This is a genomic window from Stutzerimonas kunmingensis (assembly GCF_021432085.1).
Classification (GTDB): Bacteria; Pseudomonadota; Gammaproteobacteria; order Pseudomonadales; family Pseudomonadaceae; genus Stutzerimonas.
In genome coordinates this window covers 4,149,831-4,163,686 of the sequence record NZ_CP090366.1, presented here as the reverse complement: position 1 = coordinate 4,163,686, position 13,856 = coordinate 4,149,831, and the positions used below count along the sequence as shown (strand labels likewise).

Sequence of the window (13,856 nt, the reverse complement as noted above, 5' to 3'; positions counted from 1 at the left end):
CGGACGACATCGTGCGGCAGCTTGTTGCGAACCTAGTGGCCTGTGCGGTGAGTTGGTTGAGGCAAGTTCGGCTGAACATCGCTCCGGGGCAAGGCGCTGCGACGAGTCATAGCGGGCCTGTGGCAAGGAGCAGCAACGCGGTATCGGGCCATGGGCGCCGAACTTACCAAACAGGCCGCTAAAGCATCTTCTCCAGGCCGATGACGTCGGCGAACCAGGCGTTAAAGCGTCGCCAGAGCCCGCCTGGCTCCTTTTCGATAGTGCGCAGACGGCCGCCATCCTCTGCGATCCACGTGAGCTGCTTGCGGCCGTCGCGCTCCACCAGGCGAACTTCGTAGCTCAGTGCCGGCGACATACCCTCCAGCGTGAGGCGGTGGACCTCGCGGGCCAGTTCGTGGCTTTCCACCAGAATCCCCACCTCGGTGTTCCACAGCACCGAGCGCGGATCGAGATTCAGCGAGCCGATGAACACCTTCTGCTGGTCGAATACCGCCGCCTTGCTATGCAGGCTGGATTCCGACTCCCCGAGAAAGCTGTAGGAAGCCTCCTGCTCCGGCTGCCGGCGCAGTTCGAACAGGCGCACGCCGAGCTCCAGCATGGCCTCGCGGTAGGGTGCATAGCCGCCATGCACGGCCGGCACGTCGGTGGCCTCCAGAGAGTTGGTAAGAATGCGCACCGTCACGCCCACGCTGGTGCGATCGGCCAGGTACTCCACGCCGCTGTCGGTCGGCACGAAGTAGGCCGAAACCAGTGTCAGCTCGCTGCTCACGGCCTGCATGGTCGGTGCAAGTTGCGTGGTCAGCAGCAGCGATGCCGCCGGTACGCCTTCGGCAAGCAGTTTTTCCGGCGCGTCCCACATCGCCCGGCCCGGTGCCCAGATCAGTTCGTCCAGCCACTGCTGCAATTGCGGGCGCTGCTTGTACTGCATCAGGCGCTGGTACTGCTCGCTGTTTTCCTGTTTGGCCTGCTGCAGATAGTCGCTCAGCTGCTGGCGCGCCGTGTCCAGCTGACGCGGTTTCGGTTGCCACCAGAGAAAATGCTGGATAGGCACGCTCAGCTGGTTGTTCCAGTAGCGGTCGAAACTCTTGCCGAGCTGCTCGGCGACCGGACCGGCGCCAAGCAGATCAATGTCGGTGAAGTTCATCGCCTGGTCGGCCTCGAAGTACTCGTCGCCGAGGTTGCGTCCGCCGACGACGGCCAGGCTGCCATCGACCAGCATCAGCTTGTTGTGCATGCGCCGATGCTGCAGCGAAAGGTGCAATAGGCGTCCCATGGATCGGGTGATGGCGTTGCTGCGGCCGAGGTGAAGCGGGTTGAAGACGCGGATCTGAATGTTGGGGTGCGCGGCCAGAGTGCCGATGCGGTAGTCCTCGCCATGGCTGGTGGTGTCATCCAGCAGCAGCCGCACGCGGACGCCGCGGTCGGCGGCTTGCAGCACTTCGTCGATCAGCGCACGTGTGGTGAGACCGTCATGGACAATGTAGTACTGGATATCGAGGCTGACCTGCGCCGCGCGGATCATCTCGGTGCGTGCGGCGAAGGCTTCGGTGCTCTCCGGTAGCAGGCGAAAACCCGAGTGGCCGTACGCGTGCTCGGTGGCGAGCTGCTGGATGCGCCGGCCAAGCGGCGACGCGTCCGGTGCCACGGAATAGGACTCGGTTGGCGTGGGGTGGCTGGCACAACCGGCCAGCAGCAGTAGCAGCAGGAGCGTCAGGTAAGTGCGCAAGGTTTCTCCGGGTATGCATCCTTTCATTCATGCTTGGACGTTGCGCTTCGTCCGAAAATTCAGAATCGGTCCTTCAGTCGATACCAGAGCATGCCCAACGCCAGCAGTGGCGAGCGCAGTGCCGGTCCGCCGGGGAAGGTCGGATGCGGCACTTTGGCGAACAGATCGAAGCCGCTGCTTTGCTGGCCGGCAATGGCTTCGGCAAGCAGGCGACCGGCCAGGTGCGTGGCATTCAGCCCGTGGCCGGAATAGGCCTGGGCGTAGAACACGTTGGGATGTTCGGCCAGGCGACCGATCTGCGGCAGCCGGTTGGCGCCGATGCCGATCATCCCGCCCCACTGATAGTCGATGCCGATGCCGACCAGCTGCGGAAATACCTCGAGCATCTTCGGCTGCATATAGGCGGCGATGTCCTGTGGGTCACGGCCGGAATAGTGACAGGCGCCGCCGAACAGCAGACGGCCATCGGCGCTGAGACGGAAGTAATCGAGCGCCACGCGCTGATCGCAGACCGCCATGTTCTGCGGCAACAGCTCGCGGCAGAGCGGCTCAGGCAGGCGCTCGGTGGCGATGATGTAGCTGCCGGCCGGCAGCACCTTGCCGGCGAGCTTCGGTTGCAGGCCGTTGAGGTAGGCATTGCAGGCCAGCACCAGGTTGTCCGCGTGCACCACGCCCTGAGCCGTATGCACCTTGACCTGCGGGCCGTACTCGATGCGCTCGACTGCCGACTGCTCGAACAGTCGCACGCCCAGCGACTGCGCCGCCGCCGCCTCGCCGAGTGCCAGATTCAGCGGGTGCAGGTGGCCCGAGCCCATGTCCAGCAGGCCGCCGAGGTAACGCTGCGAACCCACCACCGTGACCAGGTTGGGACGCGACACGCGCTGCAGAGGATGCGGATAGCCGAGGCGCAGCAGGTCGGAATACTCCTCGTCGAAGCCTTTCAGATGCCGTGGCTTGGTCGCCAGGTCGCAATAGCCCCAGGTCAGGTCGCAGTCGATGGCGTAGCGCTCGATGCGCTGGCGGACGATATCGACGGCTTCGAAGCCCATGCGCTTGAGTTCATCGACGCCTTCTTCGCCGATGATCTTGCTGAACTGCTCGACGTCATGGCCGACGCCTCGGATCAGTTGCCCGCCGTTGCGCCCGCTGGCGCCCCAGCCGATTCGGTGCGCTTCCAGCAGGATGACGCTGAGGCCCCGCTCGGCCAGTTCGATGGCCGTGTTGAGGCCGGAGAACCCACCGCCGACGACGCAGACGTCGGCACGCTGCTCGCCCTGCAACGGCTCGAAGGCCAGTTCGCGATTGACGCTTGCGGCATAGTAGGAGGGTGCATGTACGGCGCCGTTCGGCGCGGATGCGCGGTGATTCATCAAGGTGTCATGAGAGGTCTGCATGCGCCTAGGGTAGACCGGAGCGAGGCCGCTGAGCAAAGCCGGGCATGACCAGCGGTGCCTCGCAGGCTGCCCGACGAGGCCGCAGAACTGGCCGTCATCGGCTCTAGTCCGGGACCGGCAGGTCGAGGGATTCCTTGATCTCTTCCATCACGATATAGCTCTTCGATTCGCGAACGTGCGGCAGCTTCAGCAGGATGTCGCCGAGCAATTTTCGGTAGGAAGCCATCTCCGAGATCCGCGCCTTGACCAGGTAATCGAAGTCGCCGGACACCAGGTGGCATTCGAGCACGTGGGGCAGCTTGAGCACGGCGCGGCGGAACTCCTCGAAGATGTCGCCGGACTTGTACGCCAGGCTGATCTCGACGAACACCAGCAGCCCCGCCTTCAGATGCTGCGGGTTCAGCCGCGCCGAGTAGCCCATGATGATGCCTTCGCGCTCCAGGCGCCGGACGCGCTCGGTGCACGGCGTGGTCGACAGGCCGACGCGCTCGCCCAGCTCGGTGAAGGGCAGGCGCCCTTCGGCTTGGAGAATGCGCAGGATGTGGCGGTCGATCTTGTCCAGTTCGCGGCGCGTCTGATGCCGGGTTCTCAAGGGATATGCCCTCCAAATAAAGCGTCGATGGCGTGAATAACGTCCAAAGATAGCTTTTTATATGGTGAATAACACTGCTTGAGCATTTTTATACTCCGTTTCAATAGTGATCCGGAAAAGCCCGTTCGAGCGGGTGGGAGGCTGCAATGCGTGTACTGGTATTGGGTAGCGGCGTGGTCGGCACTGCCAGCGCCTATTATCTGGCGCGGGCCGGTTTCGAAGTGGTGGTGGTCGACCGGCAGCCGGCGGTGGCGATGGAGACCAGCTTCGCCAATGCCGGGCAGGTCTCGCCCGGCTATGCCTCGCCGTGGGCGGCACCTGGCGTCCCGCTGAAGGCGATGAAGTGGCTGTTGCAGCGCCATGCGCCGCTGGCGATCAAGCTTACCGGTGACGTCGACCAGTACCTGTGGATGGCGCAGATGCTGCGCAACTGCACGGCGGCCCGCTACGCGGTAAACAAGGAGCGCATGGTACGCCTGTCCGAGTACAGCCGTGACTGCCTCGATGAGCTGCGCGCGGAAACCGGGATCGCCTATGAAGGTCGTCAGCTCGGCACCACGCAGCTGTTCCGCACCCAGGCGCAGCTTGATGCCGCCGCCAAGGACATCGCTGTGCTGCAGCGCTCCGGGGTGCCCTACGAGCTGCTCGATCGCGCCGGCATTGCACGGGTCGAGCCGGCTCTGGCGAAGGTTTCGCACAAGCTCAGCGGTGCGCTGCGGCTGCCCAATGACCAGACCGGCGACTGCCAGATGTTCACCTCGCGCCTGGCGGAAATGGCCGTGGCGCTCGGTGTCGAGTTCCGCTTCGAACAGAATATTCAACGCCTAGACTACGCCGGCGACCGGCTGGCCGGTGTGTGGATCGACGGCAAGCTGGAGACGGCCGATCGCTACGTGCTGGCGCTCGGCAGCTACAGCCCGCAGATGCTCAAGCCGCTGGGGATTCGTGCACCGGTCTACCCGCTCAAGGGCTATTCGCTGACCGTACCGATAAGCGATCCGGCGATGGCACCGCAGTCGACCGTGCTCGATGAAACCTACAAGGTCGCCATCACCCGCTTCGATCAGCGCATCCGTGTCGGTGGCATGGCGGAGATCGCCGGGCACGATCTGTCGCTCAACCCGCGCCGGCGGGAAACCCTGGAAATGGTGGTGGGCGACCTCTATCCGCAGGGCGGCGATCCGTCTGACGCGGTATTCTGGACCGGCCTGCGACCGGCCACGCCAGATGGCACACCGATCATCGGCGCGACACCCTATCGCAACCTGTTCCTCAATACCGGCCATGGCACCCTTGGTTGGACCATGGCGTGCGGCTCCGGCCGTGTGCTCGCTGACCTGCTGGCGTCCAAGCGTCCGCAGATCAGCACCGAGGGACTGGATATCTTCCGTTACGGCAAGCACAAGGAGACCCGTAAACATGCCCATCCGGCGGCTGCACACTGAAACCCGCTATAGCGAAGCGGTGATCCACAACGGCGCGGTGTATCTCTCCGGGCAACTGGCCGATGACCTGACCGGTGATATCCGCGAGCAGACCCGCGAAACGCTGTCGAGCATCGAACGCTTGCTGGACGAGGCGGGTACCAGCAAGACGCGCCTGCTTTCGGCAACCATTCACCTGAAGGACATCGCCGCCGATTACGCCGGCATGAACGAGGTATGGGATGCATGGATCACACCGGGCACGGCGCCGGCACGGACCACTGTTCAGGCCCTGATGTATTCGCCGGATGTGCGGGTCGAGATCACCGTCGTCGCTGCCATGCCGGATCTCGCCGGCCCGGTCCTCTGACCCTTGGGAGAGCCGCGCGTGCCGGGCGACGGCTCGTCCGGAGCCAGTGTTGTAAATTCTGAACGCCATTGCCATGATAGCCCCCTCTTCGCATCGCTCTTGAAAGGGGGCTCCCGTATTGGACGTTGGCGTTCGACTGCAAACCATCCGCAAGCTCAAGGGTCTGTCCCAGCGTGAACTCGCCAAGCGTGCCGGCGTTACCAACAGCACCATTTCCATGATCGAAAAGAACAGCGTCAGCCCCTCGATCAGTTCGCTGAAGAAGGTGCTGAGTGGGATTCCCATGTCGCTGGTGGAGTTCTTTTCCCCCGACTTCGAGCAGGACAGCGACACCCAGGTGGTCTACAAGGCCGGCGAGTTGATCGATATATCCGACGGCGCAGTGAGCATGAAACTGGTGGGCAAGGCGCATCCGGGACGAGCCATCGCCTTTCTCGACGAGACCTATCCGCCGGGCTCCGACACCGGAATGGACATGCTCTCGCACCAGGGCGAGGAGGCGGGGATGCTGGTCGAAGGCCGTCTGGAGCTGACCGTGAACGGTCAGGTGTACGTGCTGGAGAGCGGCGATAGCTACTACTTCGAGAGCAGCAAGCCGCATCGTTTCCGCAATCCTTACGACGCGCCGGCACGGTTGATCAGCGCGACGACGCCGGCGAACTTTTAACCGCATCGGCCTTGATTCATCCGAAAGTTGCGCTGCGACAAAGCGTCGCGGAGAAACGCCGGGCCTTTCGTATTGTTTCGGCTGGCATGGCTTGCCGTTATACTGACCGCCGCTCGCGATACCGTGGCCGCGGGCGTGTCTAGCCACAATGAGGGTGTAAGGTGAACCTGATTAAGAAGATCCTGGTAGCACAGACTGCCGTATTGGCCCTGTGGGCAATGAGCGCTCAGGCTGCGACCGACGAAGCAATCGCTGAGCGCCTCAAGCCGGTGGGCGAAGTATGTATTCAAGGTGAAGAGTGCGCAGCCGCTGGTGCCGGCGCTGCCGCAGCCGCCGGTGGTGCCGCCCGTAGCGGTTCCGACGTGTACGGCAAGTTCTGCACTGCCTGCCACGGCTCCGGCCTGCTGAACGCGCCGAAGACCGGTGACAGTGCAGCCTGGACGGCCCGTGCCGATGCTGCCGGTGGTCTGGACGGCCTGCTCAAGCACGCCATCAGCGGTATCAATGCCATGCCGCCGAAGGGCACCTGTGGCGACTGCTCCGATGACGAGTTGAAGGCCGCCATCCAGCACATGTCCGGCCTCTGATCGAGCGCCAGGCGTCACCAGCAAAGCCGCCTCCGGGCGGCTTTGTCGTTTCTGCGGTGAGCAAAGCAGGCAGCTCTCGAGTCGAATTCGATACGGCCCACCGGTCGGATTCCCGTGACGACAGAGGAGCCCCGCATGCCCAGTTCCGCACCACAACCCGAACAGCTGCACCTGGCCAGTGACGGGCGCACGCCCAACAGCCCGCATCCGGTGCTGATCTACCGCCAGCTGCCATTGGCCGGACCAAGCCCCGCGGAAGCCTTCGAGCGACTGTTCGACAGCCATCTGTGGCCGTCTGCCTGGCGTGGGACGGTTTACGACTACCATCACTACCATTCCACCGCCCACGAAGCGCTCGGCGTGGCCAGCGGCTGGGCGCGGGTCATGTTGGGTGGTGATAACGGTCAGGAGGTCGAGCTGAAGGCGGGCGACGCGCTGGTGCTACCGGCCGGGACGGGGCATTGCGCGCTCGAGGCCAGCACAGATTTTCAGGTGGTGGCGGGTTATCCGGTCGGCCAGCAGTACGACATGCAGCGGCCTGACGCGGCCACCCATGATCAGGCGCGTGAGCGAATTGCCCAAGTCGGCGTGCCCATCAGTGATCCGCTGGCAGGCACGCAGGGTGCGCTGGTGGCGCTATGGCGCGCAGAGGCGCCGCCGGCCGGTTGAGCCGGGTTCAGCTTTTGAGCTGCGCCCGGACTATGACCTGCACTCAGCCAATGACCTGCACTCAGTCTATGAATTGCACTTGCCCATCAGCCAGCGAGGCGACGCGAGCCAGGGACTCGACGCGGTAACCGGCTTCTTCCAGCTCCTGACGACCGGCCTGGAAGGCCTTTTCGATGACGATGCCAAGGCCGGCGATGCTCGCGCCGGCCTGGTTGATGATCGAGATCAGGCCCTTGGCGGCTTTGCCGTTGGCGAGGAAGTCGTCGATGATCAGCACGCGGTCGTTCGAGGACAAGTGCTGGGTGGACACGGCGATGGTGCTTTCCACCTGCTTGGTGAACGAATAGACCGTGGCGGTTAGCAGGTTGTCCTGCAGCGTCAGCGACTGGTGCTTGCGGGCGAAGATCACCGGCACGCCCAGCTCCAGGCCGGCCATGACGGCCGGCGCAATGCCGGAGGCTTCGATGGTGACGATCTTGGTGACGCCGGCATCGCGGAACAGGCGGGCAAATTCCTGCCCGATGGCCTGCATCAGCGCGGGATCGATCTGGTGGTTGAGGAACGCGTCGACCTTCAGTACCCGGTCGGAAAGCACGATGCCCTGACTGCGAATCTTATCTTTCAGCTGTTCCACGAACGCTACCTCAAGCGTGGGCGGCCGCGGCTTGCCTGACGCTTGGCGCCGGGGCGCTTCTGCCGTCACTGCGTTTCGCAGCCTGGAAAAGCCGCGCATTCTCGCTCAATTCGGCGTGCCGATCCAAGGCCGACGTTCAGCCCAGCGCTTCGATCGACAGGCGGCGAAAGCGCACGGCCTCGCCGTGGTGCTGCAGGACGATATGCCCGACCGGCGCCTGGGCGAACAGCGGCTTGTCGGCGAACTTGCTGGTGCCGATGCGGGTACGCAATACCGGATCGTCCAGCCGATAGCCCAGCACCATGCGATTGTCCAGCCAGTGCTCGACCGCACCCTGGCGCACGATCAGCGCTGCGTGCATGAAGCTGCCGGGTGCGATTGGGGTTTCCTTTTCGGGCGCGAGCAGGCCGTACAGGGCACCGTTGCGGGTGGTTGGTTCTTCGCCGTCGGGGTGAACGGCATCATCCAGCAGCTGCATTTCCGGCCCGCTGTGCCAGGCGAGGCCGGCGCTTTCGTCGACGCGGTAGAAGACCCCGGAATTGCCGCCCACCGGTAGGGCGAACTCGAACTGCAGGATGAAATCGCCATAGCGCTCGCGCGAGACCAAGTCGACCCGCGGGGCGCCGACAATGGCACACAGCTGTTCATCGTCGTCGCGGTACCAGCTTTCGTCGGGAAAGGTTGCGCCATGCCAGGCGTGCCATTGTGCTGCGTCGAGATTCATCAGCCGCTCCTCATCCGAACAGTTGCTGCTTGCGCCGCAGCCAGCGATAGCCGTAGGGCCCGAGGCGAATCTTCAGCGGTGAGCCTTCCGGCTGCCCGTAGTCGCAGTCGGCGAGCACATCGACCATGTCCTGAAGGTCGTCCTCGGTGATCTCGATGGTGGTTTCCTTGTCGGCAAGATTGACCAGCATCAGCACCGTCGAGCCGTTGTCGTGGCGGATAGCAAAGACGGCGGGGTCGTTCACCTCGACGGTTGTGCGCTTGCCGATGCCAATCTCGCGCAGGCCGATGCGGGTGCGGATCATGTTGCCGGTGCGCGCCATCAGCGAGTCGCTGCGCAGGGTTTGTGCGAACACGTTGATCTTCTCGTACGAGAAGGGCCCTTCGTCGATTACCGGTGCGGCCAGCTCACCTTTGGTACAGGAGAATCCGGCGTTGGGTTCGTTGGACCACTGCATGGGCGTGCGTACGGCCAGTCGCTCGGGGCGGTCGAGGTCATCGCCCATGCCGATTTCCTCGCCGTAGCGGATGATCGGCGTGCCGGGCAGCGAGAACAGCAACGCATGAGTGGCCGCGATGCGTCGCTCGTCGCCGTCGAGCATCGGCGCGAGGCGTCGGCGAATGCCGCGATCGTAGGCGCGCATGTTTTCGTCGGGGGCGAAGGTGTCCATCACCTCTTTGCGCTCATCCTCTTCCAGCCGATCGAGGCTCAGCTCGTCGTGGTTGCGGATCCACAGCCCGTATTGCGAATGACTGGGCGGCAGCGGTTGGCTGTTCAGGGCGCGCACCAGCGGCTCGGCCTGCTGCCGTGCCAGGGCCAGGAACAGGTGATTGTTGGTCCAGAAATCCAGCAGCAGAGTGACGCGATCGGCCTCGTCGCCGAAGTATTCGACGTATTTTTCCGGATCAGTGTCGATCTCGCCGAGCAGCACGGTCTCGGACCGGCGCATGGTCACGAAGTCGCGCATGTGTTCGAGTAGCCAGTAGCCTTTCTCCAGTTCACCGCCGCCTGCCTGGCGCACCATGTGCACCGCGGCGTCGATGCGGAAACCGGAAACACCCAGACGCAGCCAGAACGACATGATCCGCTCGATCTCGTGGATGACCTTCGGGTTGGTCAGGTCCAGATCCGGCTCGTGCTTGTAGAACAGATGGCGGTAGTACTGGCCGGCTTCCTCGTCCCAGGTCCAGATGCTGTCTTCGACCGTCGGGAAAATCGGCTCCATGAAGTCGTCGGGCTCGTCGGCCCATATGTAGTAGTCGCGATAGGGCGAGTTGCGGTCGCGGCGCGCCTCCTGGAACCACTTGTGCTGGATGGACGTGTGCTGCACTACCAGCTCGATGATGACGTGCAGGCCCAGCTCTTCGGCCTTCTCCAACAGAGCGACGATGTCGGCCAGATCGCCGAAACGTTTGTCCACCTGTAGATGGTCGGTGATGTCGTAGCCGGCATCCTCGAAGGGCGACTGATAGAACGGCATGAGCCATACGGCCGTGCAGCCGAGGCCGCGAATGTAGTCGAGGCGCTCGGTGATGCCGCGCAGATCGCCGCAGCCGTCTCCATTACTGTCACGAAACAGGGTGGGATCGATCTGATAGATCGCCGCGTTGCGGTACCAGAGTGGACGCATGCTCAGTTCTCCGTTGGGCGCAGCACGACGGCCTGCCCTGGGTTAAGGGTGCCGTTGTAGGGAGCGCCTTCACCGACACCGTCACTGGCGATCTCGACGTGCCATTCTCCGGCGTGCGGGTGGGCGTGGGGCTGGTCGGAGAAGTTGATGCAGACCAGACGGCGGTCGTCGCCGTGCTGCCTGCGATAGGCCAGTACCTCGGGGTGCGAGGCTAATTCTTCGAAGTCACCGTGATGCAGCGCCGGGCTGGCTTTGCGAGCGGCCAGCAGGCGCTGGTAGAGCGCGAACATGGAGTTCGTTTCACCAGTCTGTCGCTCGGCTGCCAGCTCGTTGGCGTCAGGCGGGAAGGGCAGCCAGGGTTCTGCACCTTGCCAGCCATGTGGCGGTTGGGCCTGCCATGGAATCGGGGCGCGACAACCATCGCGGCCGCCCGGATCGGTTCGGGTTTCGGCGGTAATAACCGCGTCTTCCAGCCCCAATTCCTCACCCTGATAGATGAACGGCGTACCGCGCAGCGTCAGCAGCATTACCGCAGCGGCACGGGCGGCGCGCTCGGAGCCCTGGTAACGGCTGCGCTGGCGCACGTTGTCGTGATTCGACAGCACCCAGGTTGGCCAGGCGCCAGCGGGTTGCAGCCAGTGCTCGACCTCTCGGATGCAGGTGCGAAACAGCACCGGGTCCCAGGGCGCATCGAGCGGATTGAAGTTGAAGGCTAGGTGCAGCTCGTCGCCGGCGCCGTAGTACTGCAGCAGCCGTTCGGTGGAGCGAATGTTCACTTCACCCACCAGCATGCGGTCGCCGGGATAGCTGTCGATGAGCTTGCGCAGGCCGCGCAGCACTTCATGGCTGTAGGGCTGGTCGTTGAAGTCCGACAGCGGCTGGCCAGCCTGGCAGCGCGGGTCGTCGGCGAAGCTCGGGTCCTTGCCGGTGCAATGAATGACGTCGATGCGAAAGCCGTCCACGCCGCGGTCGAGCCAGAAGCGCAGCACGTCGTGCATCGCCTCGACCACCTCGGGGTTGCGCCAGTTGAGGTCCGGCTGCTTGGCCAGGAACAGGTGCAGGTAGTATTGCTGGGTGTGCTCGTCCCAGGTCCAGGCGCTGCCGGCGCCCAGCGCGGCGCGCCAGTTGTTCGGCTGGTCGCGCCAGACATACCAGTCGCGCTTGGGGTTGTCCCGCGAGCTGCGCGACTCGACGAACCAGGGGTGTTCATCGGAGGTGTGATTGGGCACGAAGTCCAGCAGCACCCGGATACCGCGGGCATGAGCTTCGGTAATCAGCCGGTCGATATCGGCCAGCGAACCGAACAGCGGATCGATATCGCAATAGTCGCTGATGTCGTAGCCGGCATCGGCCATGGGTGAGCGGAAGATCGGCGACAACCACAGCGCATCGACGCCCAGCTGTTGCAGATGATCGAGATGGCGCAGCACGCCATTGAGGTCACCGATGCCGTCTCCGTTGCCGTCGGCAAAGGATCGCGGGTAGATCTGATAAACGGTCGCGCCCTTCCACCACGGTGCCTGGGTTGTCTCGCTCATGCCATGTACCCCCTGATTCGTCTCAGGTCGTGGCCGATCCTGCACGGCCGCTCTGTCAGGTTTACGACTGGCCAACGGCACATGGGTTCGCCGGTTAATTGATCCTGGTCGGTCCGCGATGAACGCAAGGGTGGATACTCCGCCTAAGCTAACGACAGACTTTCAACCCCTCCGAGGAGATTTGCATGCTACGTATTGCCATCAACGGGTATGGACGTATCGGCCGCGCCGTCGTACGAGCGCTGTTCGAGCGTGGATTGCAGGATCGGGTACAGGTGGTCGCGATCAACGATCTCAGCGACCACAAGACGCTGGTGCATCTGACCCGATTCGATTCGACCTTCGGTCGTTTCCCCGAGCCGGTAGAGCTGCAAGGCGAATCGATGGTGGTGCGTGGCCAGGCGATCCGCCTGCTGGCCGAGCGGGATGCGACCAAGCTGCCGTGGAAGGAATTGGGCGTCGATGTGGTGCTCGAGTGCACCGGCAAATTCAAGAAGCGCGCGCTGATCGAGCAGCACCTGCAGGCCGGGGCTGGTCGCGTATTCGCCTCGCACCCGCTCGATGGCGGCGACCTGACCGTGGTCTACGGCGTGAATCACCAGCTGCTCGGCGATCAGCGCGTCGTCTCCAATGCTTCCTGCACCACCAATTGCCTGGCGCCGCTGGCCAAGGTGCTGCACGAGGCGGTCGGCATCCGCCAGGGCCTGCTCAACACCGTGCACTCCTACACCAACGATCAGAACCTGCTGGACAAGGCGCACAGCGATCTCTACCGCGCGCGTGCCGCGGCGTTGTCGATGATTCCGTCCACCACCGGTGCGGCCAAGGCGATCGGGCTGGTGCTGCCGGAGCTGGCCGGGCGTCTGGACGGCCTCTCGGTGCGGGTGCCGACGCCGAACGTCTCGCTGGTCGACCTGACCTTTATCGCCGAGAACGCGCCGGAAAGCGTCGAGGCGATCAACGACATCCTGCGTGCCGGGGCGCAGAAGCTGCCGGCCGGCGTCATGGAGTGCAACGAGGAAGCGCTGGTCTCCTGCGACTTCAACGGCTATCCGGCGTCCTGCGTCGCCGACCTCAGCCAGACCCGCGTGCAGGGCGAGCTGGTCAAGGTGATGGCCTGGTACGACAACGAGTGGGGCTTCTCCAACCGCATGCTCGATGTGCTGCTGCATTGGGACGGCGCCAAGTCGGCCTGATGGGCGAAACCGACCGGCCGGGCGCGGGGCAGGGGCTCTGGCAGCTGAGCCTCGCGCAGTTCCGCCATTCCGTGGCCGAGCGTGCGTTGCCCGGCTGCGGTGCGGTTACCGCAGTCACGGCTGACTTGGCCGTGGCGCTGATCGTCAAGGCGCTGCGGGTCAGTGCGGCGCACAGCGATGCTTCCTGCGAGGCGCTGCTGGCCGAAGCCCGATCACTGCTTGGTCGTCCCGGTGCCTTTGCCGATGATGACGTTGCGGTCTTTTCCGACTATCTGAAGGACGACGAAGGCCGGAAGCCTGACTTGTCGCGTCAGGCATGCGCGGTGCCGCTGGCGACGGCGCATGCCTGCGTCGAGGCGCTGGGCGTTGCCGAGCGCGCCTTGCCGATGGTTGAGCCGTCGCTGCGCTGTGATGTCGAGGCGGCAGTGCTGTTGCTGGTCGCCGGCGTCGATGCCGTACTGCTCAACGTCGAGGCCGATCTGCAGGGGCTGGGCGACTCGGAAGCACGGGCACGGGTGCAGGCGGTGGCCGAGCGACTGGCCATGGCGGCAAACCACTACCGGCGACCTTCGGGTTGATCGGTATGGCAGATAACGACCACGCAGCAGATAAAACGAGACCATCGGGTCTCGTTTTTTATTGACGGCTGTCAGTTCGCTTTCTACTCTCCAGTTTCGATAGTGAGACATAAAGTCTCAGAATAAG

Annotated in this window: 14 protein-coding genes; 7 read left to right on the top strand and 7 right to left on the bottom strand. The window is 64.0% G+C overall.

The features are described from left to right. Positions 1-178: 178 nt before the first annotated feature. The 3 genes from LW136_RS19850 to LW136_RS19840 form a co-directional block, all read right to left on the bottom strand. On the bottom strand, positions 179-1,726 hold the full coding sequence (locus tag LW136_RS19850) for a phospholipase D family protein (RefSeq protein ID WP_234173804.1): 1,548 nt from the start codon (positions 1,724-1,726) through the stop codon (positions 179-181). Between the two features lie 59 nt (positions 1,727-1,785). After that, positions 1,786-3,096, bottom strand: a complete 1,311-nt coding sequence (locus LW136_RS19845) for an NAD(P)/FAD-dependent oxidoreductase (protein WP_101276136.1) — start codon at positions 3,094-3,096, stop codon at positions 1,786-1,788. Between the two features lie 127 nt (positions 3,097-3,223). Continuing rightward, complete coding sequence (locus LW136_RS19840) at positions 3,224-3,712, bottom strand: Lrp/AsnC ligand binding domain-containing protein (RefSeq protein WP_003295466.1); 489 nt, start codon at positions 3,710-3,712, stop codon at positions 3,224-3,226. A gap of 146 nt (positions 3,713-3,858) precedes the next feature. Here LW136_RS19840 and dadA point away from each other — a divergent pair, with 146 nt between their 5' ends. From dadA to LW136_RS19815, 5 genes are all read left to right on the top strand, one after another. Further along, the gene (dadA, locus tag LW136_RS19835) at positions 3,859-5,157 is read left to right on the top strand and encodes a D-amino acid dehydrogenase (protein WP_014821787.1); all 1,299 of its coding nucleotides are present in this window, start codon (positions 3,859-3,861) and stop codon (positions 5,155-5,157) included. Beyond that, entirely contained in the window at positions 5,132-5,506 is a 375-nt protein-coding gene (locus LW136_RS19830) for a RidA family protein (RefSeq protein WP_003297843.1), read from the top strand. Before dadA ends, LW136_RS19830 begins: the two co-directional genes overlap by 26 nt. A gap of 118 nt (positions 5,507-5,624) precedes the next feature. Then, positions 5,625-6,173, top strand: coding sequence for a cupin domain-containing protein (locus LW136_RS19825; RefSeq protein WP_003297842.1), 549 nt, complete (start codon positions 5,625-5,627; stop codon positions 6,171-6,173). 161 nt (positions 6,174-6,334) lie between these two features. Then, the gene (locus tag LW136_RS19820; RefSeq protein ID WP_014821785.1) at positions 6,335-6,760 is read left to right on the top strand and encodes a c-type cytochrome; all 426 of its coding nucleotides are present in this window, start codon (positions 6,335-6,337) and stop codon (positions 6,758-6,760) included. Between the two features lie 135 nt (positions 6,761-6,895). Then, positions 6,896-7,429, top strand: a complete 534-nt coding sequence (locus LW136_RS19815; RefSeq protein ID WP_234173802.1) for a cupin domain-containing protein — start codon at positions 6,896-6,898, stop codon at positions 7,427-7,429. Between the two features lie 61 nt (positions 7,430-7,490). Here LW136_RS19815 and LW136_RS19810 read toward each other — a convergent pair whose 3' ends face one another. From LW136_RS19810 to LW136_RS19795, 4 genes are all read right to left on the bottom strand, one after another. Further along, a complete protein-coding gene (locus LW136_RS19810; protein WP_234173795.1) occupies positions 7,491-8,063 on the bottom strand; it encodes a xanthine phosphoribosyltransferase in 573 nt (190 codons plus the stop codon). A gap of 136 nt (positions 8,064-8,199) precedes the next feature. Beyond that, complete coding sequence (locus LW136_RS19805) at positions 8,200-8,787, bottom strand: 3-keto-disaccharide hydrolase (RefSeq protein ID WP_234173794.1); 588 nt, start codon at positions 8,785-8,787, stop codon at positions 8,200-8,202. 10 nt (positions 8,788-8,797) lie between these two features. Next, entirely contained in the window at positions 8,798-10,417 is a 1,620-nt protein-coding gene (locus LW136_RS19800; RefSeq protein ID WP_234173792.1) for an alpha-amylase family protein, read from the bottom strand. A 2-nt stretch (positions 10,418-10,419) separates the two neighbouring features. Beyond that, a complete protein-coding gene (locus LW136_RS19795) occupies positions 10,420-11,955 on the bottom strand; it encodes an alpha-amylase family glycosyl hydrolase (RefSeq protein WP_234173790.1) in 1,536 nt (511 codons plus the stop codon). A gap of 185 nt (positions 11,956-12,140) precedes the next feature. On the opposite strand from LW136_RS19795, the gene gap reads away from it, so the two are divergent. Together gap and LW136_RS19785 are read left to right on the top strand one after the other, a co-directional pair. Continuing rightward, positions 12,141-13,151 carry a type I glyceraldehyde-3-phosphate dehydrogenase gene (gene gap / locus LW136_RS19790; RefSeq protein ID WP_046618372.1) on the top strand — a complete coding sequence of 337 codons (1,011 nt, stop codon included), beginning with the start codon at positions 12,141-12,143 and terminating at the stop codon, positions 13,149-13,151. Beyond that, positions 13,151-13,729 carry a cyclodeaminase/cyclohydrolase family protein gene (locus LW136_RS19785; protein ID WP_234173787.1) on the top strand — a complete coding sequence of 193 codons (579 nt, stop codon included), beginning with the start codon at positions 13,151-13,153 and terminating at the stop codon, positions 13,727-13,729. The genes gap and LW136_RS19785 overlap by 1 nt, the downstream gene beginning before the upstream one ends. Positions 13,730-13,856 lie beyond the last annotated feature (127 nt).